This window comes from Vibrio sp. vnigr-6D03 (assembly GCF_002835515.1).
Lineage (GTDB): Bacteria > Pseudomonadota > Gammaproteobacteria > Enterobacterales > Vibrionaceae > Vibrio > Vibrio penaeicida.
The window spans coordinates 20,383-43,383 of sequence record NZ_PIZL01000036.1; the positions used below are offsets into that span (position 1 = coordinate 20,383).

General features: G+C 43.0%; 13 protein-coding genes. 4 read left to right on the top strand and 9 right to left on the bottom strand.

Annotated elements, in window-relative coordinates; translation table 11 throughout:
• Positions 1-99 precede the first annotated feature (99 nt).
• Positions 100-4,713: a discoidin domain-containing protein gene (locus CW749_RS23135; protein WP_101114765.1), complete on the top strand. Its 4,614-nt coding sequence runs from the start codon at positions 100-102 to the stop codon at positions 4,711-4,713.
• A 422-nt stretch (positions 4,714-5,135) separates the two neighbouring features.
• Here CW749_RS23135 and CW749_RS23140 read toward each other — a convergent pair whose 3' ends face one another.
• The 3 genes from CW749_RS23140 to CW749_RS23150 all read right to left on the bottom strand — a co-directional run bounded on the left by CW749_RS23140 (position 5,136) and on the right by CW749_RS23150 (position 8,291).
• Complete coding sequence (locus CW749_RS23140; RefSeq protein WP_101114766.1) at positions 5,136-5,828, bottom strand: NAD(P)H-binding protein; 693 nt, start codon at positions 5,826-5,828, stop codon at positions 5,136-5,138.
• Positions 5,829-5,847: 19 nt separating this feature from the next.
• Positions 5,848-6,471 (bottom strand): LysE family translocator, encoded by a 624-nt coding sequence (locus tag CW749_RS23145; protein WP_101114767.1) that lies wholly within the window; start codon positions 6,469-6,471, stop codon positions 5,848-5,850.
• A gap of 80 nt (positions 6,472-6,551) precedes the next feature.
• Entirely contained in the window at positions 6,552-8,291 is a 1,740-nt protein-coding gene (locus CW749_RS23150; RefSeq protein WP_101114768.1) for a methyl-accepting chemotaxis protein, read from the bottom strand.
• A gap of 405 nt (positions 8,292-8,696) precedes the next feature.
• On the opposite strand from CW749_RS23150, the gene CW749_RS23155 reads away from it, so the two are divergent.
• The 3 genes from CW749_RS23155 to CW749_RS23165 all read left to right on the top strand — a co-directional run bounded on the left by CW749_RS23155 (position 8,697) and on the right by CW749_RS23165 (position 16,237).
• Entirely contained in the window at positions 8,697-13,226 is a 4,530-nt protein-coding gene (locus tag CW749_RS23155; protein ID WP_101114769.1) for a PAS domain S-box protein, read from the top strand.
• Positions 13,227-13,297: 71 nt separating this feature from the next.
• Positions 13,298-14,035, top strand: a complete 738-nt coding sequence (locus CW749_RS23160; protein ID WP_101114770.1) for a response regulator — start codon at positions 13,298-13,300, stop codon at positions 14,033-14,035.
• 198 nt (positions 14,036-14,233) lie between these two features.
• On the top strand, positions 14,234-16,237 hold the full coding sequence (locus CW749_RS23165) for an EAL domain-containing protein (protein ID WP_101114771.1): 2,004 nt from the start codon (positions 14,234-14,236) through the stop codon (positions 16,235-16,237).
• 90 nt (positions 16,238-16,327) lie between these two features.
• Here CW749_RS23165 and CW749_RS23170 read toward each other — a convergent pair whose 3' ends face one another.
• The 6 genes from CW749_RS23170 to CW749_RS23195 form a co-directional block, all read right to left on the bottom strand.
• Positions 16,328-16,990, bottom strand: coding sequence for a sugar transferase (locus CW749_RS23170; RefSeq protein ID WP_101114772.1), 663 nt, complete (start codon positions 16,988-16,990; stop codon positions 16,328-16,330).
• Positions 16,991-17,000: 10 nt separating this feature from the next.
• Positions 17,001-18,176, bottom strand: a complete 1,176-nt coding sequence (locus CW749_RS23175; protein ID WP_101114773.1) for a glycosyltransferase family 2 protein — start codon at positions 18,174-18,176, stop codon at positions 17,001-17,003.
• On the bottom strand, positions 18,176-19,255 hold the full coding sequence (locus CW749_RS23180) for a glycosyltransferase (protein WP_101114774.1): 1,080 nt from the start codon (positions 19,253-19,255) through the stop codon (positions 18,176-18,178). Before CW749_RS23180 ends, CW749_RS23175 begins: the two co-directional genes overlap by 1 nt.
• A gap of 333 nt (positions 19,256-19,588) precedes the next feature.
• Positions 19,589-21,088, bottom strand: coding sequence for a GNVR domain-containing protein (locus CW749_RS23185; protein ID WP_145997879.1), 1,500 nt, complete (start codon positions 21,086-21,088; stop codon positions 19,589-19,591).
• Positions 21,085-22,200 carry a glycosyltransferase gene (locus tag CW749_RS23190; protein WP_101114775.1) on the bottom strand — a complete coding sequence of 372 codons (1,116 nt, stop codon included), beginning with the start codon at positions 22,198-22,200 and terminating at the stop codon, positions 21,085-21,087. Before CW749_RS23190 ends, CW749_RS23185 begins: the two co-directional genes overlap by 4 nt.
• Positions 22,190-22,933, bottom strand: a complete 744-nt coding sequence (locus CW749_RS23195; protein WP_101114776.1) for an acyltransferase — start codon at positions 22,931-22,933, stop codon at positions 22,190-22,192. Before CW749_RS23195 ends, CW749_RS23190 begins: the two co-directional genes overlap by 11 nt.
• Positions 22,934-23,001 lie beyond the last annotated feature (68 nt).

The window sequence follows — 23,001 nt, forward strand, 5'->3', positions numbered from 1 at the left end:
ACAAAAAACACGAGAAATAAAGCGAAAGAAAACGAAAGGAATCAAGAAAAGAGACACTCAATATTTGATGTTCACTTTCTGATATTAGGGAAAATATTTATGAAATGTACCAAATCATATCTCAGCGTAACGGCGTTGGTTTTCGTAACGATAACCGCTGTCGATGCCAAGGAACTCGGCGATATTGATGCAAACACTGTGCAACTTACCGGACAGACTCTCACGCTAAAAACAACGGATAACGAGCATCTTAAAATCTCTATCCTTAGTGAGAACACATTTCGGATACAGGCGAGTCAAACGGCGACGTTTGTCGATGAGACAGTGGATGCGCTATTCGACCAATGCAATAATTTTAACTGCAATGCGAGTGACTTTGATGTCAACGCACTTCCTACCATTGTCATCGACAACAACGTAGACAATGTGAATGTTCAATTGACGACGAATTCCAATTCTTATGCTCTTAATACGAATGAAATATCATTAAGAATTCAGAAATCGCCACTGATCTTTTCTTTATACAAGCAAGGTGATCCAACTGCGTTATGGTCTGAAATTGTTCCTATCAGCATTGGGCAAGCTAAAACAAACTTTGATATTGAGTCGCTTAAGATGGACAAGCCGAGTGGAAAAACTACTCAAACGCTTTCCAGTGGCTTAGAGGAACATTTCTACGGCGGTGGTCAGCAAAATGGTGAGTTTGAGTTCAATGGCAAAATCATGGAAGCGTCGTATTCTGGTGGTTGGGACGAGTACGACCGACCTAATCCTGCCCCGTTTTTTATGTCAGACAAAGGTTACGGAGTACTCAGAAACACTTGGCGAAATGGGGGGCAAGATTTTAGAAATATTGATAAATATACATCCAGCTACAACGAAAATAGGTTTGATGCTTATTATTTTACTGGGGACTCTATTAAAGACGTTGTCGAGCAATATACCGCGTTAACGGGGCGTCCTCATTTGATGCCTCGATGGGCGTACTACCTCGGTGATGCGGATTGTTACAACAACAAGAACGGCTATTACCCACAAGGCTGGCCTTCCGAACCAGGAACAACGATGGATGTTGTTGAACAAGTGGGCATTCCTTATAAAAATTACGATATGCCAATAGGGTGGATTTTGCCAAACGATGGATATGGTTGTGAATATGAAAATCTATCAGGCACCATCAATGCGCTAGACGATCTGGGAATAAAAACAGGCTTATGGACACAACGCTCGCTAGATTCTATTGCGCAAGAAGTGGCGGATGGCGTCAGCGTTTACAAATTGGATGTAGCATGGACAGGCCCAGGAAAGCTGTACTCTTTATCTGCCAATAACGATGCTCATCAGGGATTGGTCAATAATTCCGACACTAGGGGAATGATTTGGACGGTAATGGGCTGGGCAGGCACGCAGCGATACTCAATAGCGTGGACGGGCGACCAATACTCTAGCTGGGACTATATCCGTTGGCACATACCAACGTTCATTGGCTCCGGTCTTTCAGGTCAGGCGTACGCTTCTTCAGATGTTAACGGCATATTTGGTAACGGAGCTGAAAAATACACTCGCGATATTCAGTTCAAAACTTTCACCCCAGTGTTGATAGCGATGTCTGGTTGGGACGACAAAGAAAGGAAACACGCTTGGTGGCATGATGGTAAACAAAGTGGTAAATCCTATCGTGACATTAACCGCCAATATTTGAAGTTGAAGTCCGCTCTTACCCCTTACTTGTATAACTATGCTTACGAGGCGGACAGAACCGGTTTTCCTATTGTCAGAGCGATGACTTGGGAGTTTCCGGACGATCCTGTACTTAAAGACGAAACCTACAAGTATCAATACATGTATGGAGAATCTTTGTTGGTTGCCCCTGTGTATGAACCTATGCTCAAAAACGGCGGATGGCACAAGGACGTCTACTTGCCAGAAGGGCTGTGGATCGATTACTGGGACGGAACCCGTACCCTATCACCATCGGGCGGGACACTGCTCTCTCATTATCCGATTTCTATCGACACAATGCCTGTACTTGTCCGCGCAGGTGCGATTATTCCAATGTATGAAGGTGCCCAATCTGATCAGCTACAGGATAAAACTCACCTGATTCTAGACATTTACCCCCACGGTAACAGTGAGTTTACGCTATTTGAGGATGATGGCGAAACACGTGAATACAAAGAGCAAAATGCATTTGCAGATACGAACATCCGTGTGTCTGCGCCGGAAAATGCGGCAGGAGACATCACGATCAATGTTGACGCGACAACGGTGCACAATAGCTACACCGATCAAGTAACGGGTCGCAGCTACCACCTTAAAGTGAATTCTTTATTGGAACCATTAAGTGTACGGTTTGGCAATTTAGAAATGACATCTGTGAGCACGCTAGATGAGTTCAATGCTATTGAACAGGGGTGGTACTACGCCACAGATGAGAAATTTGGGACCATCCATATCAAAGTGCCAAACCAATCTGTTTACCAAGGTATCGAATTTAATATAGACATTGATGAACTAGCCACGTTACCGGTGACTCCACCTTATCCGAGCCCACTCTACGAGACAGATTTTGACAAAAGTAAGATCACCATTATTAAAAGTGCTGAAGAACAAGATTTTCAGCCGTTTAGCCATGCGCTAGATGGTGACGTCAGTACCATTTACCACTCACCATGGTGGCCTGAAAACGACGGCGATCGACTACCTCAGTCATTCAACATCGACCTTGGGGAGGACTACATTGTCTCTGGTTTCACCTATCTTCCGCGGGAGGATGCAGGAAATGGCACGGTCACGCAATATAGACTTTTCTTATCTAACGATACGAGCAACTGGGGGGACCCCGTTAGCGAAGGTGATTGGGAGGTAAGCAACGAACTGAAAATTGCGAGATTCACGGCACAGAATGCTCGATATCTAAAATTTGAAGCGTTAGCGGGTGTCGGTCAATTCTTTTCCGCGAGAGAGTTTGATGTGATCGCCGAACGCATCGAAGTTCCGCTTAAAACGGTTGATTTAACGCTCTCTAACGGTACTGCTGTGGGTAACGCCCAGCAAGATAAGGCAGTGACAGGGGACGCAATGCAAATGAACGGCTTGTCTTTCTCTGGAGGGATTGGGGTTTCTGCGCCGTCGTCTCTTACGTTCTTCCTTGATGGAACGTGGTCTGAACTCAATGCGGATGTGGGTATTGACGACAGTTGTAAAGTAGACGGGAATACCGTTAAAGCTTCTATCTATTTGAATGGGTTTAAAGCCTGGGAGTACGATATAGAAGGCCCTACCGTCGTCAAACCTAATTTAGCGTTAACCGGAATACGTAGCGTTGAGCTAACCGTTGAAGATATTGATAACAGTGCCACTGTTGATTGCATTAATTGGGCAAACTTGAGAATAAGTGGACCTGAATCCGCTACATTTAACGAGATCAATAAGTCCGACTTTGTCTTTATTGAGCAACCCAGCCACCAGCAAGGGCATGCCATAGAGAATGCGTTTGATAATGACCCAACAACGATTTACCACTCACCGTGGAATCCAACCAACGATAGTGAAAGAGCACCTCAACAATTTGTCGTTAACCTAGGTGGGACGTTTGATGTCCATAGTTTCAGCTATCTTGCACGTGAAGGTGCTGGAAATGGCACTATTGGGCAATATAGGCTTTCACTCTCGCTTGATGGTAACCAATGGACCGAAATAAGCAGTGGCCGTTTCGAGCGTTTATCAGAAATTCAAAAAATCACATTCAGTGCTACCAAAGCAAGCTACTTGAAGTTTGAAGCGTTGTCTGGGGTAGGTGATTTTGTGTCGGCGGCGGAATTTGATGTCTTTGGAACACGGGACAAAAACGATTTCGATAAGAGCACTATAACGATTATTCAAGCGCCTGATTTTCAATCTAGCCATGATCTGGCGAAAGCATTTGATAACGACCCTAGTACTATGTACCACTCACCTTGGTTCCCTGCCGATGAAAGTCAAAAGGCGCCTCAAAGCTTTATTATCAAACTTGGAGAAACACTTGATGTATCAGGATTTGGTTACCTTGCACGTGAAGATTTAGGGAATGGTACGATTGGGCAGTATCGCATTTCTCTTTCAATGGATGGCTCACAGTGGCAAGAGGCGAGTAGCGGCAGCTTTGAGCCAAATACAAGGAATCACACGCTTTCGTTTGCGCCAATTAAAGCGAACTATGTCAGATTCGAAGCGCTATCTGGATTGGGTGATTTCGTATCAGCAGCCGAGTTTGATGTGATTGGAACACGCACCGTAAATGACTTCGATGAGAGCACAATGACCATTATTCAAGCGCCTGATTTTCAATCTAGCCATGATCTGGCGAAAGCATTTGATAACGACCCTAGCACTATGTACCACTCACCTTGGTTCCCTGCCGATGAAAGTCAAAAGGCGCCTCAAAGCTTTATTATCAAACTTGGAGAAACACTTGATGTATCAGGATTTGGTTACCTTGCACGTGAAGATTTAGGGAATGGTACGATTGGGCAATATCGAATTTCTCTTTCAACGGATGGCACACAGTGGCAAGAAGTGAGTAGCGGCAGCTTTGACTCAAACATTAGAGAGCACACCTTATCGTTCACACCGGTTAGCGCAAACTATGTCAGGTTTGAGGCTTTATCTGGGGTTGGGGGATTTGTTTCTGCCGCAGAATTTGATGTGATTGGTACTCGTCATTCGCTTTAATCTGACATTCGTATCAAAGCTTCTTGCCCACCGCTGGAAGCAAGTGCGAGAAAAAGCTGAGTGAGTACCCTGCGACAATCTATCGTTGCTTTGGATGCTTTAGCTGTAGGAGCAATAAACGTTAAAGTCTAACGAATCACACGTTAGACTTCCTTCCAACTTTGTTCATAGCTCTTCCAACTTAACGGAGGAGCTATGGTCGTACCTTAAATCGACTGATTTTATTCCTCTACCCGTTTAGAACGTATGTTCTTAGATGCCTAGGTCACTGCGTATGATTTGAACTTGGTGATGCGGGAACCACACTTGAAAGGAGGTGAAATATCGATTTTTTAATCCAACGAGTTACGAGGTCTCTTATCCAGCGCTGAAGTTAAGTAAGGACGATGCCGTATTTTAGAAGGTGAAAGAAAGGGCATCCGTTATTTAAATTTATCCAGCATCGCGTACATTGAACGAGTATCAAAAATAGTGGGGTAGATCTGAGATGTTTGAGTTTCAAATAACGAATAGAGCATACACTGCGCTACGTCTTTTCCGGAGATAGGTTTGAAATTAGCAAGTTTGCCGATGAGAAGAGGCGAAAGGAGTTTAAGGATATATTCGGTTATTATTTCGTTTTTTCGCGGCTTATCACGCTCGCCGCTTAAAGGACCGGGTCTAACAAATACGACTCGCTCGAATCCCATTTTTGACACAGCGGACTCCATTCGTCCCTTGCATTTTAAGTAATGAGAGTAAGAGTCTGGGTCTGCTCCATAGCTAGAAACAACGGCAATGCGCGTAACGCCGAGTAATTTCATTTCCTGAGCAACATGGCACACCAAATCTACGTCTACTTTCGCAAGCTTCTCTTTTGACCCCGCCTGTTTAAGTGTTGTCCCTAGGCAAATAAAACCAATTTCTGGAGGGGGAGAGTCTTCATCCCACTGAGTGATCGACAGGTCTACATGGATATGCTCTTTGAGCTTGGAATGAGAGAGGTGTGTAGGTCGTCTTCCCATGGAATGGACTTTCGCAATGGCGTCTTCTTTGAGAAGTAACATCATTAACTCGTGACCGACTAAGCCACTGCCGCCGGCAACAATCGCCACTTTACTTTCTGGAATACTCATAACACCTCTCGAGAATTTATTAGCGTGAGGTTGTAGACAACAGTATACCCGAACCCACAAACACGCCACCAGTCAGCTTATTAAACAGTTTGGCACGACCACTTTGCAATAACCAATTTGAAGATTTTGCTCCTAAGTAGGCGTAGATCAAAAGCCAAGACAGTTCCATCACCGCAAAAGTACTAGCTAATATGGAATACTGAGTGAGTAAAGAGAGTTGAGGGTCAATAAACTGTGGGAAAAGTGCCGTAAAGAATATGATGGCCTTTGGGTTACTGGAGCCCACGATAAAGCCACTTAAGAACAGACTGCGAGGTGATTGTTGTTGGCTTTTCCCTTCTGCAACTTCATAGCTTTCTTGTTTAGAAAGTAATGCTTGTACGCCAAGGTAAATCAGATAAGCTGCCCCCGTCCATTTAATGATATTAAATACCCACTCGGATGTTGCGATGATCATGCCTAACCCTGTGAAAGAAAGCGTTAGGATGCCCATAATGGCGGTTAAACTGCCAAGAGCGGTAAAAACTGACGAGCGAAAACCTTGTGTGACCGATTTACTTAAACACAGCAAAACACTGGGTCCCGGTGATGCGGTGAGTATGAAAATCGCCGCGACGTAGATCATCCATGTATTCCAATCCATTTCTCTATCCTTATGAAAAATGTGCAAAAAAAAAGCAGCGATATCACTGACACGCTGCCTAAGTTGATACTTTACATAAATTACTGAACTTTAAAGCGTCCGACAACCTTATTTAAACCGCTTGATGTAGATTCAAGGGCTTGGTTCACGGTATTGGCTTGCGAAGCGTTGTCGTTCAGTTGATGTACTATCTCCTGAATGGCGACCATATTTCTATTCACTTCTTCTGTAACCTGGCTCTGCTGGTCCGCAGACGTTGCCATCAGCGCATTCAATTCGTTTATCTCTATGACAGAATCGGTAACTTGGTTGAGAGAATCCATAACCTTGTTGGTATTCTCAGCGGTGTTCTCGCAACTATTGCGCGTAGACTCCATTGCTGAAACCACATTGTCGGTAGCATTTCGTAATTTACTCAGCATTTCGTTTATTTGAGAGGTACTGTCTTGCGTTCGAGCAGCTAACGCTCTGACTTCATCGGCTACGACCGCGAACCCTCTGCCTTGCTCTCCTGCGCGGGCAGCTTCTATCGCCGCATTCAAGGCAAGCAAGTTCGTTTGTTCAGCAATTTCACCAATTACTTGCAATACGGTGCTGATCTGTTTTGTGTCTGCACTCATTGTACCGATAGACTGAGACATACTGCTTACTTCATCAACCAGCGCTGAAACGCTGTTTACCGCCTGAGAAACAATTTCTTTTGATTCCTCAGCATTTGCAGAGGTGTGCTCGGTTAACTTCGCTGCATCAGAGGCATTTTGTGCAATGGATTCAGCGGTAGCGCTCATTTCATTTATTGCCGTGATCGCTTGTTCGGTTTCAATATTGTGGTTGTTCAGCGTTTGTAAGTTCGATTCAGTTTGGCTGTTTATTTGAGAGACAGCGGTATCAATACTGTGGCTTGATAGAGAAACTTCGACAAACATCTTCTGAAGCTTTTCAATGAACAAGTTAATCGAGTGAGATATTTGACCGATTTCGTCTTGAGAAACGACATCCAAGCGTTGAGTTAAGTCGCCACTTCCTTTAGATAAATCGGCAACAACGCTTTTCAAGTTTTGCAAAGGCTTAAATGCGATATGCAGCAGGGCAACACTTATCCCGATAATAACAACGGCGCAGATGATCAAAGCCATCGTGATCAACCAGTTCAACGAAGACGTATTTTTCTCAATTAAATCTAAGTCGATGTAACCATTTAGCTGCCAGCTCTTTTCACCCAAAGATACTCGCTTGTTAAACGGCATTAGATTGTCACCTTGCTTATTTGAATAGATAACAGTGCCATTTTGGGAAATCAGTTCGATGTAACTACCGCTAATTGCGTAGTCGGCAACAATGGATGACATTTCACTTAAGTCGATAACAAAGAAGTCAACAGAGTCGTCTGAACGACGCATTGAAATGGTCAGAAGGGGTTTGCCATTTGTGACTGTCACATCACTGATGGCCGGTATTTCTGTTTGTGAAGATGCAGCGTTAATAAAAGCTTGAGAAGCGTCTTCTTCCATTATGCCTGAGTCATCAAATGCGTAGTCGTTTACGATTTTAACGACCTTATAGAAACCGGAATTTTCCTTGGTCTCTGCAATATCCATCATGCTGAAGTTTAGGCTTTTCGCCAAATTCACTTGTCGTTGAAGATCGGTACTCAGTTTCTTCTTAACCAATTCGATGTTGTGGCTGATGTTTCGTGTATCCGAATCATGAATGTATTGGCTGATGAAGTAATTAACACTGACGTAAGAAGTCAGAATTGTAATAGAAACAATGATGGTAATTAGAGCGATGATCTTGTTTTTAAAAGATAGGTTTTTCATGCACTTTACATCCCTAAAAGTGTACTGAAGAAAGCAACCACATAGCGAGGAGCTAATGATACGCGCCACATGTTAAGCAGACCGCTGTCAATGTGCAATCAATACGCAACAAAGATTCAAAATTGAGCTTTATATAAATAAAAATGAGCTTTTTCCAAGAAGGGTGATTGATAAGCACATATTTTTAAACTCGACAATAACCACCAGCTACTAAAACCGAAGATTGAGTGGCGAATCAACAAGGTGAGCTATAATTGTAAGTGTTAGAGTGGGCGATTAATACGCAATAGTGACAATTAAATCTTAAATAATATTGAAATAACAAATAGATAAATTTGTCGCGGTGCAGTTAAAAAGAGAAGTTTGCGTATTGTAGCCAATTAACCAAATGGGTTTAGGCTAGGTATGAAAATCAAAGTTAAAAATATAACACTACTTATTGCTGTTACGACATTACTGTTTTCAGTTCTTTATTACGTTACATGGAATGCAACGCATGAACTGGAAAATAAAGTTCAAGATGAAATGCAGGACGTTGCAAAAGAACTGATTGAAAAAATCGATCGTAATTTATTTGAACGGTTTCACGATGCCCGAGCTTTTGCTTTAAATGCAAGGCTTTCCTCCAGCTTTTCTAACGAAAACAGCTCTCCAAACAAAAACTTAGAAGAATACCTCGATAAGCTCATTACCGAATATAAGGTTTATAGCCACATTTTGGTTTTTACAACCCAAGGTGATCTCGTTGCCCAAAACCGAATGGATGTCTTCGGAGAGAAAATAAAGCCAATAGAATCGAAATCGGAAAAGGTACTGCTAAAGCAGTGGTTCAACAATGTGTTGAATGAATCCTACTTAAAACCTTTGTCACCAAATCCGGCCTTTCCGGAATTAGGCACCGTGGTATACGGACCCCATTCGTCTCTCTTTGGTCAACAGAGTGTGCGTGATGAGCAATTCGATATGATGTTTGCGACGGCAATAAAAAATGATATTGGCGAGGTGACGGGGGTTTGGGTAAACGTATTAGATTTTAAGTTCCTAGAAGAGATCTTTCTCGAATACCACTTATCGCTGCTAATGAAAGGCTACAACAATGTTCAACTACTGCTTGTCGATCAAAAAGACGATGTCCTTATCGATATGCGGTCAAAAGACAATCAATCCATGGATTACTTTCGGGAAAACTCGGAATTGAAAGGGCAAAATATCGATGATCACTATCGTACTCAATCCACGATTTATCGAGACTCGACCTCAGGTATTTCATTGGTGAGCCAAAAGGGTGGTGATGAACTTCTGAGATTACGCGCAAGTAGCCTAGGTGCTTATGACTTTCCCGGTTTAAGCTGGCAGGTATATATCCAAGTCCCACCAGAATCGGCGTTTGTAGAGGCGGCTCAACTAAAAACGAAGCTGTGGTTGATCTCTATTATGATTATCGCTGTATTGGCAGCAACGGGCTTGTACATGTTCTACCGCGTAAGCTCCCCACTTAAACAGTTGGCGAACATATTTTCGCAGTTGTCGCGAAACGATTTTTCTACGCCGCTACCCAAATATCGCCGAAGCGACGAAGTCGGGGAAATCATTAAGGCAGTAGACATATTTAAAAGCCGACTTCAAGAACGCGAAAAGCTGCTTAAGAAAACGTTAGACCAGCAGCAAGAGCTGGATTTACAGCGCCGAGCGATTCGAGCCGCAAAATCTGGAATGATGGTTTGTGATGCTGAGGACCACGACCTGCCTATTGTTTATGTTAATCACGCGTTCTTGGCGATGACGGGGTATACCAGTGAGGAAGTGATAGGTCGAAATCCTCGATTTCTTCATGGTCCTGACCCAGAGCATCCCGGATTAATTGAACTAAGGAGTGCTTTATCTGAAGGGCGGTCCTGTAATGTCTACATTCAAAATCAGCGCAAAGATGAATCAATATTTCAATGTCACTTGCATGTTGACCCTGTTTACTCCGATGAAGGTGAATTAACGCATTTCATTGGTGTTCAAACCGATGTGACAGAGTTGCATCAGGCTAAAGAAGAAGCTCAAGAAGCCAATAGAATGCTGCAAGATCTGATTGCACAAACGACGCTGGAATTGGAAGACAGTGAAAGTCGTATGAAGGCCGTATTCAAATCAGCCATCGATAGCTTAATCATCTTCAAATTAGATGAAACCATCCTAGACATAAACGATTCCGCTAGAAAATTGTTTGGTTGGACGAGAGAGGAGCTGTTAGGTAAGCCATTTGAAACCTTGTTGGCAGATAACTTTGAGCAAAAAGGCATCAACTTTCTTACCCACTCGATATCTGTGGACTCACCTGATAGAGCGAATGAAAGCGACGAAGTGATAGGGCAAACCAAAGAAGGAAAACTCGTTCCATTGGAGATGTCAATTACACAAGTCGCGGTTAATGGCGAAGCTTACTACTTGGGTACGTTACGAGACATTAGTGACCGTAAACACGCGGAGTCGGAGCTTAAGTTAAGCAAAATAAGCCTACAAGATTTGGTCAGACGTTTGAACCTTGCTACCGAAGCTGGGGAAATTGGTATATGGAATTGGGACTTTAGAAGCGGCGAGCTCGAATGGGATGACCGTATGTTTCTTATGTATGACGTGGACAGAGAAAACGCCACGGATACTTACGACATGTGGAAAACGCGAGTATTGGAAGAAGATGCCTCTCGCGCAGAAGAAGAGTTGATGAAAGCAAAAGATACGTTATCGCGTTTCAGTTCTGAGTTTCGGATTCAGTGGAAGAATGGTGACATTAGGTGGATCAAAGCCGCTGCGGATGTTGTGTTTGATGAAAGCTCGGGCGAAGCCATTGGAATGGGCGGGGTGAATATCGACATCACCAAAGAAAAAACCGCGCAAGACCTGTTAAGACGTGAAAGTGAATTGGCAACCGCCGCTAACGAAGCCAAATCGATGTTTCTTGCCAATATGAGCCATGAGATTAGAACACCAATGAACGGTGTGGTGGGGATGATCAATTTACTAAGCGAAACGGAGTTAGCGCCCGAACAAAGCACGATGGCAACAACGATCCGCGATTCTTCAATGACACTTTTAAACATCATCAATGACATTTTGGATTTCTCTAAAATCGAAGCTGGGCAAATGCAAGTGGAAAACATACCCGTTGAATTCCACGTAGTCATGGAACGCACGGCAGATGTGTTGTTCTTACAAGCTCAAAAGAAGAATATCTCCCTATTGTTAAAACACGACTCCCGTATTCCTCAATACATAATGAGCGACGGAGTTCGATTGGGGCAGGTGTTGCTCAATGTTGTTGGCAACGCGGTGAAGTTTACGAGTGGAGACGAACATTACCAAGGACAAGTTTGGATAATGTCAGAGCTCATTTCTAATGACGGCCAAGACGAAATCGAAATCCGTGTACAAGACAACGGCATTGGTATGTCGCAATCACAAATGGATAAGTTGTTTTCCGCATTCACACAAGCAGACACATCGACCACCCGTGTATATGGAGGAACCGGGCTAGGCTTGTCCATCACAAAATCACTGATTGAAATGATGGGCGGGCGTATTCGGGTTGAAAGCCAGGTGGGTGAGGGCAGTTGTTTCATCATGACAATACCTTGCGTTTATGACCTCAACTTTAGAATGGAGCAGGATGACATCCCTTACTCCGAAACGAGAATTTTGTCGGTCTTGCGTTCACCAGAGCTCAGTGAAGTAGTGAAATACAATCTCGAGTCTGTTGGTTGCGAGGTGGTTTCTGTTTCTTCATTTGCGAAAGCCGAAATGGTACTTACTCATGAAGAAAAAGGCTTCAATATCATGATTGCAGGCCCTGAATATTCGTCGAAAGACATCGATAAAGTGTATGAAGGGAATATAGGGAAGTTGCTTGATGGTAAAGCGAAAACATTGTTGTTGTCTGAGGATTCCTCTTCAAGTAAAGGGTTTGTCGCTTCCAATACGATGGTATCTGGTGCGCATCCATTAAAACCGAGTGAACTTGAAATGGGTGTTGCGATCCTAATGGGTAAACGCAGCCCTATCGTTGAAAACAAACAAAAACTAAGGGCGACTAAAGATTTGCCTACAAAAGAGCAGGCTGAGAAGGAAGGCAGGCTGATATTGGTGGCGGAAGATCAGCCCACCAATCGTGATGTAATAGAAAGGCAATTAAATCGGTTAGGTTATGTGTGTGATATGGCAGAGGACGGTCTAGCTGGCTTGAATATGTGGAATAAGGGGCGCTACGGGCTCGTACTGACGGACTGCCACATGCCAATAATGGATGGCTTTGAACTTACCAAAGAAATACGAAAAATAGAGCTCGAACAACATGTAGATCAGAGGACGCCGGTCATTGCGATTACCGCCAACGCGTTAGTTGGCTCGGCAGAGCACTGTATTCAAGCTGGGATGGACGACTATCTTTCGAAACCTGTGGAGTTAAATACATTAGGGAAAATTTTAGATAAGTGGCTGGACGCGTCAGCCGAATCAAGCAGTGAAAACGATGAGATCGAGCATACCGACCACAATCTTAATGTTGATGCGCCGTTTAAGCACGATTTGCAAATACCAGAGCTAGAAGAGTCGAATGCCATCAACTTTGAGCGGCTTGAAGCCATTCTTGGCACTGCTGAGTTGGATGTCTTGGCACCGCTTTTACAAGGGTACTGGGATTCGCTGCAAGAAGACATGAATGCATTGGAAAGTGCGCTAACTAATAAGGATGAAAGTCAGATACAAAGTATTGCTCACGCTGCTAAAGGTGCCGCGAATTCAGCGGGTGCTGAGCGGTTGGCTGAATCATTCCTAACTTTGCAAAATGAGGCCTTAAAACAAGATTGGGGATACTTAGAAAACGTTTATCAACAAAGTGTTACAAAAGTAACGGACATTCAAAAATACTTAGAAAAAGAAAAAATTATATAGCTTGAATAGGTTACTAAAGCTAGGGATTGAAGATTGAAAAACAACGTTAAAAATCTGGGAAGGAAAACACCATGAAAGCGTCAGAAATATTCTCCAAAATAACGGTCATGATCGTCGAAGATCATGATTTCTCCCGAAAGGCGACCCTTTCTATGCTGCTTAGGCTCGGAGTAGAAAATATCCTCACTGCTCCAAATGGTAAAATAGCGATTCAAAAACTGGATATGCATAAAGTCGATATCATTATTACCGATATCAATATGCCTGAAATGAACGGAATTGAGTTGTTAAAAGAAGTTCGAACGGGCAATACTTGCAACGATAAGTCTACGCGGATAATTGCTGTGACATCCTATTCCAACACGGAAGTACTGCGTGCGTGTATGAACCTCGATATTAATTCATTTCTTGTTAAGCCTATTACCCTCGACATGGCCAAAGAAAAGATATTGGCTGCGTTTAGCGAATCTGCCCAACTCTTTCATGAACATGAATATCATCAAGTCGATTCCGATTTTGATTGCATGACTGAAGACCCTGTTGTTCAGCCTGAAATTAAGCCAGTGAATAAAGAGCCTGAAAAGCCAACGCTAGGTATTAATGAAAGGTTGATTTTCAAATTGAGTGATCTGGAAGTAGGTATGCGTTTAAAGCAAGATATCTGTGCTGCAAACGGTTCACGCTTAATAGCCGATGGGGTGGTATTGAACGAAAGGCTGATCAATCGAATTCATGAACTCAGCGCCATCATCAACATAGATCAGCTCAAAGTGGAACTGCCCGAAGAAGATGTCACAAAAGTTTCATAAATTAAACTAATTCCAGTAATTGTTCGTGTTTATTTAACTTGGTTTTGAATTTCTTATTTTATTCTCTAAATTAAGAACGGTATTGCGCACGCTTTACTCTATAATCTGCACATAGCGTTGTGGTAGCCACTTTTAAAATGTGGTTAATGAACTTGCATATATGCATACAGATTATGTATAAATCAGGCGAATATTGAAATGAAAGCCATATTTCAAATCATTTTAAGCTCATTTAGAGCGGCGATGGTCTCACTGATCCCTTATTTGTTTTTCCGTTCAGCTTGGATTGTATTTATTGTTGTAAACAATAATTATGAGCTGATTCCCTATGAAGACATTGCAACCATAGATATTTTGCTCGGAAAAATATTCCCAGTTTTACTTACATGTACACTCGCTTATCACCTTTCTTTTCACTTCTTTGATGAGCGCTTGCTGGTCACTTCCCTTGCTTTAACGATGTTTCTCATCTTTTCAGGTTACATTACGAAGACCGAAAACGGGCTGATTCTCTCGGACGCGTTTGTTCTCGACGATGCGGTATTTGTGCCTGTTATGGTTTGCTTAGGGTATTTCCTTGTGAATCGCTACGTGAAATACAAGCTGATACACACTAGAGTCGTTAACCCTGTTTTAGAAGGCGCTATAAATGGGATGATGCCTCATCTCGTTGTTTTTATGGGGATAGGAGCGCTGTATTATTTATTTGGTCAGTATACGTTCCAAGCGCTTGTGGACATAATTGCCCAGTGGCCTACTGGTATTCAAGCTTATTTACATACTCTTATTATTCACATTACTTGGCTGTCAGGAATACACGGTGCAGCTGCGTATTACACCTTTTTTGATTCTTCTTTTGTTTCAGATATCTATGTGACAAATATGTCGTTTAGCATGTTTTTCGATGTGTTTGTTATTTATGGTGGAGCGGGAAGTACGTGGTCGTTGATTATTTCTATATTATTATTTTCTAATATGAAATACGCAAGAACGCTCGCCAAGCTTTCTATTCCTTTTGCGATAATCAATGTGAACGAATTATTGGTTTTCGGTTTACCCATTATTTTCAACCCAATTTTAGCCATACCATTTGTATTAGTGCCACTTGCCAACCATCTGTTTGCCCAAATGTGGGTAACGGCATTGGATATTACGGTTGTTCGAGACAGCATTGAATGGGTAACGCCATCGCTGCTTGATTCGTATTTGGTGACAGGCGGCAGCGTGAAGGCAATGCTGTTACAGATCGTAACTATCGGTATGGGGGTGCTGATCTATATGCCATTTGTACGAAAGTATACGAATACCAGTAACGACAGCCTGCTTAATACTTTGATTCGAAAGCTGCGGTTCAGTTATGCCGTGCCCGTTCAAAAAGAAGTCACCTTCATGGGAATGCATGATGAGTTGGTGGCTCAGCAAGATAAGTTGAATCAGAGCTTAAAGGAAATATTGGCGGGTGAACTGAAAATGTATTATCAGCCTCAGTTTGATTCCAAAACACTCAAGATGGTTGGCGTGGAATCTCTACTGCGTTTGGAAAGCGAGCATAGGCCCAATTCCCCTGATTTTATTCAGCATTTTGAAAATGCAAAAATTGGAGAATACATTGATAAGTGGGTAGTGGATGCAGTCGAAAATGACGTGAAGAATCAGTCGGTGTTTAAAAATTTCGACTTAAAGATCAGTTTGAACCTCAACGTCGATTCTCTGAGTGATAGGAAATTCATCTCTGAGGTCATTAAGCAGTTGTCTAGCTATCCTGTTTTGTTTGAAATTACCGAATCTATTTACTCCCAGCATGTGGAATTAGTCAGTGAAAGCGTTGGAATATTACGTGAGGCTGGATTTAAGGTCGCCATTGATGATTTTGGCACTGGGTATTCTAGCCTATCGATGCTTGGGGCATTAGATGCCGATGTGATTAAGTTGGATCGTATATTCTTAAAGCAAGCTAATAATGTAAAAGGAAAAGAACTTTACCGGTCTGTCGTATCTACCTTAAAGCGTCTGGGTTTTACCGTGGTATCAGAAGGTATAGAAACAGACGAAGAATTGGATTTTGTTCGAAGCTGTAATGTAGATGTTTTACAAGGTTATTATTTCTCTCGTGCGATTAATATTGAAGAGTTGGAGCTTTACTTTTCTGATGAAGAAGCTTCAGCTCAAGTGTCAGCACAACACTTCACTATGACAAACTGATCCAGTGCGATAATGCCATTAAAAGAAAAGCTCAACGTACCTTGGGTAAATTGAGCTTTTGTAGAGATTAGTGAGGTTAAAATAATAAAATTATCGACCACGTGCGTATACCACAACCAAAATGGTTTTCTTGATAATTTCCCAGTCCATTTTAATCCAGCTTGAAAAGGACATGAGTGCGAGCGCGTAGCTGTGATCGTATCCAACCTTCGAACGCACGTCTTCTATGCAGGTATCGTAACCTTGGTTAACTTGTGCAAGCCCAGTAATTCCAGGTAGCACGCCATATGTGCGATCAGAGAAAAACGGGATTTGAGATTCTAATTTACCGTAGAAGCAAGGGCGCTCAGGGCGAGGACCAATCAACGACATATCCCCCTTTAAGACATTCCAAAATTGAGGAATTTCATCCAAACGCGTTTTCCTTAAGAACATGCCAACTCGTGTAATTCTCGGGTCGTTGTCTTTGGCCCAAGTCGCACCTGTTTTGGATTCTGCATCTGTGTACATGGTGCGAAACTTGACCATCATAAATTTAGAAATACCTGACTGCGTGATCTTACCAACACGCTCTTGCCCGTAAAATATTGGTCCCTTTGAATCCAGTTTTATTGCGATAGCGATAATAGGATACAAAGGGAGAGTCGCACATGCGCCCAAAAATGCACACGCCAGATCAAACAAACGTTTTGCGAGAAGTATACGTTTTGCTCTTGTATTTGAAAGTGTTGAATTAAAAGTCATAATATCCATCATCCGTCTCCTAAATTCGTTCCCATTGACCTTTTTCTAACCCAAGCAGATACCGCATCCCACCAATGAAGCTGGCGACATGCCCTGAAATGACGTAAGCAAGGGTTTTGAAATGTTTATAGGTGAACACTCTCGGTAGCAGGCAAGCAAAAAGAGCGATAGTGTAACCAGCAATTTGTAAAGCAGCAGCGGTCATAAATAGGGGGTGTTCACTCAGTAAAATGGAACCTGCTAGAGCAAACATCATCAAATAAGGCATGGTGACACGCAGCCCTTTTCCGGAAAAGAAGGCAAAAGCCACGCCTTTGTGTTTTGGATTCAGCATGGCAAACAAGCGAAGGGTTTGTTGTAAGTTGCCTGCAGATATTCTTAATCGGCGTTTAAAATCTTGCTGCATAGAGACTTGCTCGAGTTCTAATGCCATCATCTGAGGTTCGTAAACGCCTTTATAGCCACGCTTTACAATGCGCATAGGTATGATGAAATCATCATTAATGGTATCGAATTCGAGTTCCTCAAATAACTCTCTCCTAAACATATAAAAGGCTCCGTGCGCTCCAAGAACTGAGCCTAATAAGCATTCACTTTGCTTTATCGCTCCTTGGTAATGCCAATATTGTTGTTCAGCATGGTCGCCAGAGATAATTTGATATTTTGGGTTTACAACACCAACGGATGGAGACTCGAAATGTTTAGCAGCAATCAGTAGGGCATCACATGAAATCAAGCTGGATACATCGCTTAAGGCCACAATGTCACTGTCGGCTTTTTTCACCATTTTATTGACCATCGCGACTTTTCCTTGATTGATTTGAAAATCAAAGATTTCAATGTGGACCTCTTCACATATCGCTTCTTGAATGGTATTGAATGCGATTTCAGCTGTTTGGTCTGTACAGCCATCACATGCAATCCAAACTTTTAATTGGCTTGGTGGGTAGTCCAAACAGCACACATTTCTAATTTTCTCGGCAATCCAATCCTGTTCGTTGTAGGCGGGAATAATCAGAGTAACGGTTGGAAGATCGATGTCCCCATTCTCAGCACGAAAACAGCGTTGTTGAGTAAAGAACTCCCTTGGTTTCACTCGCTTGGCGATTATGCTTAAAAATAGCGGGTATCCTACGTGATGATAGACCACCAAAAATATGCAAATAACCGTTGTAAAGATTAGGAATAACTCCATTACTTTTCTCCTTTATTACAAAGCTTTTCATAGGCAGAGGTCATATTTCTGATGTCGTAGTTTTTAACGATATAATTTCTCGGTGTGAACGAACTCGTACCATTCAGCACGCTGCTCAATGCTTCATTCATTAAGGATGAGTTGTCTGATGTCACTAGTATCCCAGACTCGGGGCAAATGGCTTCTTTAACACCACCCACGTCGGTTGCAACGCACTGTACGTTACACGCTTGAGCTTCTAGGGTGGAAAGGGGAAAACCCTCATTGCGTGACGGTAGGCAATACAAATCAAGTGATTGATAGAAGCTAACCATGTCGTCGGTGAAACCGAGGAAAAATACCCGTTCCTCTAAATTCAGTTTCTTAGTCAGTGCTTCAAGTGAAGATCGCTGTGTACCATGACCCGCGATAGCCAACACCACATTGGATGGCAGGTCCTTCAAGGCATAAAGTAATGTGTCGTGACCTTTTACCCATTCCATCCGACCGGAGCATCCAATGATCTTTTTATCGATCGGTAAGTTCAAACGCTCGCGGGCGATGTTCGTGTCACCGGGTATGAAGCGCTCACAGTCGATTCCGTTATGTATTGTTTCTACCGGAATATCTTCAAGTACATTGGCAAGCTTTTCTTTTACAAAGTCCGCATCTGCTACCATTTTGGGATTAGAAAAATGACACGCGAGTTTTTCTAAGCGGACGTTTGCGTCATTGTCTAGGTGCCACGCATCATGTTCGGTATGAATTCTTACGGGTACGTTTGCTATTCGTGCTGCGACATTACCGTAGAGTAGAGGTCCAATGTGATGGCTATGGACAACATCGGCTTTGAGCGTGGAAAGTAAGTTTCGCATTGTCATTAATAGCTTTGGTTTCAAGCCGGGGTGTTTATCGAGGAAAAAAAGCTGACTTTCGTGGTCTTTTAACCGAGGCCATGCTCGGAGTGAATTTTCTTTTGAACCTTCAAGGCTAACGACAAACACTTTGTTGGCTTTATCCGCAAATCGCAGCATATCAAGAACCATGACTTCGATTCCCCCAGGTCTTAAATGCTGAACAACATGTACGATTGTTTTCATCTATTCACTCTCAAATTCAAGTATCTTATTCACTACATAGCGAAACTCGTGCCAAGATTAAAACTGTTAATAAACAATGGCATATCTTCAATCTTGTCTTAAGATTTTTAGGTTTCTCATTTTGATAGTCGGTTTGAGAGGCTCACTATTAAAATTGCAGAGGGATTATGACGGGAGAGACGGTGTGGTAGAAGTTGTTAGAAAAAAAGCCCGTCAGGAACGGGCTAGTTTTGGTCTGATTTTGTTTAAGGTTCGCTTTCGATTTTTTCTGGTTTAAGTGAAATAGCTTTCCTGTTTAAGTTATATCGCTTTCCGGCTCAAGACAGCGACGAATCATCTTGCCGGCTTAATATCAATGAACGGTACTTCTTGAATTTCAGAACCCAAATTCAATACTTCGTCGTTCGTGTTTTTCATTTTAGGCACTCGAGTTAACACTGGCTTTCCTGTGATCTTTTCAACTTCATCTCGGCGGCGAATAGCTGTGTCGGTAAGCTCTAGCATCAGAGCAATACCCGCGCCCATACCAAGCCCTCCAATTATTCCAGCGATGAGAAATACAATAGGTGGTAAGTTGGAAGGTGCACTTGGGGTGTATGGTCTATCGATGACTTTTACACGCTTTTCTTGCTCAAAAACACCAAGTGAACTGGTGAGACGAGCCATTTCGAATCGCTCCATTAGGTTGTCATACAGCTGTCTTTTTAACGCAAGATCTCGTTGCAAATTCAACAGTTGCTTTTCATTTTCGCCAAAGCTTGACGTCAATACTTCTAGCTCTGAAATCATGATCTGAATTGTTTTTATTTCTTCACTTAAGCTGTCTACATTGGAACGTGCTTTTTGCAAATCTTCGAGCTGGGAAATTAGGACGGGCTGGCTCTCACCATAGTTTTCTAGTGATGAAGAGCTCGCGATATCCCACAGCTGCGCACTGTCTAAGGTTGGTTGGGTTTGATCTAGAAGGATGTTTCGCTCCGCTTCCAATCGTCTTAGATTACGAATCTTCGCTTGAACTTTACTATGAGAATCGGTGTATTTGGCTCTCAGTAAGGTTAAGTCACTTCGAATGCGAATGATCTGTTCTTCAATTTTTCCCACAACAGGGTTGGTTTTAGACAATTGAACATCCAAGCTGCCCAGTGTTTTCTTTGCACCAGCGTATTCTGCTTGTCTTTCAAACAACCGCTGCTTGAGTTTCGCGAGTCTGCCTAAGGCTTCTAGCTGCATCTCTGGCAGTAACGAACCGTTTTTGCTTTTGAAATCAGCAAGGTTGGCTTCGGCTTTATCCAATTCTTCTTGGCGATATTTAATATTGGTGGCCAAGAAATTTTGCGAGTCGACCATAGATGAGCGCTCTGGTGCTAAAAGTTGCTCAACAAAGTGGACACTTACGGCTTCTAATGTTTCTGCCATACCTTCAGAAGTAGAAGAGCGGTATTCAATTTTCAGTAAATCACGCCCTAGCTTGGTTACCTTTAAACTTGAAGAGAGTTCACCAATAACATAATCCAATTCTGCTGGCGTTGGATTTTCAGGGATTAGACCTCGCTCTTTTGCGACAGAAGCAAGAATGTGGCGGCTGTGTAGCAGTGTTTTTAGCGCATCTAAACGATCTTTGAGCATGGTAGAAACCGCGAGATCCTCCAAGAATGGATTCATTTTGGCGGTTTCTTGAATCAACATACTGGTATGCGAATCATAGTACCTTGGCGTGGTTTTACCGATGATAAAGCCGATAATAGGAAAAAGTACTACAGGGACGGCAATTACGTAGCGCCTGCGCCACGCGCCCATCAGTATGATCAATACACGCTGACCAATCGTCATCATAGTGCCTCCAGCCAGGTTTCTAAGTCTTTTGCACGGCTATCCCACGAATGCCTTGCTGCGGCTTGAGCCTGAGATTTATTGACCGCAAATTGGCTGTTTTCAATCGCGGAGCTGAGTTCATGAGCATTACTTACGCATTGAACAAACTGTTTAAAGGGTTCTAAAGCTGGAAAGTCTGTTGTGACGATTGGTTTCCCAGCTGCGATGTACTCTAGTAGCTTTAGTGGATTACATGCACGGATCTGTTCGTTATCAATAAAAGGAAGAAGACTCGCTTGCCAGTGTTGGCTGTATGAAGGCAAGGTATGATGCGGTCTTGGACCGAGCCAATAAACATTGGGCAGGTTGGGTAATGGGTTGGTGGGTAACTCAAGCTGACCAATGAACACAAAGTTCCACTCTGGCAGAGAACGCATGGTTTGATCTAGCATGTCGTAATCTAGCCATTTTGAAAGGCTGCCATAGAAACCCGCAATGGGTTTGCCATCTTTAGGAAGATCTGCTGCACGTTCTGCGTGATTTGAAAACAAGGTGAAGTCGACACCGTGTGGCAAGTATTGTGTTTTGTCATGGGGAAATTTGTGCATTAAGTGGTGGCTTACCGTCAATATGAGGTCTGCTTTCTCCACCAACTTAGACTCGTGTTGCAAAATACACTCGTGGTCGACGCCTGATAGGGCACCAAAATCATCGCCGCAGTAGTACACAACGGAAGATTCACCCAAAGTGCCGCAAAGGTCCGCTGCCGTAGGTAGGGAAGTCCAAAGAATCGGATTTTTCATTCCGTAATGGTCGAGAATAGGAAGCAATTGTGAGCGCATCCATTTTTGTGCTAAGTGTCGAACAAGGCGAGAGCTCGGAGCTGGAAGCGTTTTCAAAGTAATCACTGGAAACTCCGCTCGATTTTGAAGTTGCGCAGGGAGCTTCGCTTTCGAAGCGAAAATTTTGTTCCACGCTCGTTTAATGTCGTGGGCGGTAAGGCGAGGTTTACGTAGCCCAATAGAGTTTACCCACAGTACTTTACGGTTTTTACTAAGGCGATTAACCAAATGTTGGGTACTGGAGGGGAGCCCGCCCCAATCTTCTCCGAATACAATTAAATCACGAGGCATCACGCACCTCCTGTATGCATTCAGGAGTTAAACGTCGAATGATTTTTGCTGGGTTGCCTGCCGCTAATACATCCGATGGTAAATCATGAGTTACAACACTATTCGCTGCAACAATGGTTCTTTTCCCTATTGTGACACCTTTCATTATGGATACTCCGGTCGCCAACCAAACGTCGTCTTCTAATATAATGTCGCCACATTGCTCATCAAGGCAGGGCAGCCCTTTCGCTCTTGCGCTCGCGTCTATTGGGTGACCCGGATAGCCACATAGAAATGCTCGCCCTGCAATTCGAACATTGTTTCCTAATATTATAGTCGTGCCGACGGCTATTGTGGTTTGCCAGCCAACGTCAACATTATTGCCAATAAGTAACGTTGGGTTTTCGCTCAGAGTGCGTCCTGAAAATGTGGTATGCCCCGAAATTCTCGTATTGTCGCCGATTGAAATCGATATCGGTCCAGAAACAAATGGAATACCGCCGTACAAATACAGGTTTTTACCACATTGACTCAAGCGGCCTTTGAATACCGGAGTAATAAAAACAACTCGTGTGATAGCGGAGAATGCTGAAGAGAATAAATGATAGGAAAAATAGATCCCGCTGTTCACCACTGTTGGGAAGGAAAACTCGAAGTGAATTACTCTTTTGATAACGCGAAATAGGAAACGTGCGGCCGGTGTATTGCTATGCTTTAGCCAGTTTTTTAGAGTCTGTAGTTTTAATGAGAGCATAGTCTGTCCTGTTTATGCAGAAACGATGACTATGCTCTTTCAATGATTGTGCCAGAATTATTTTATTT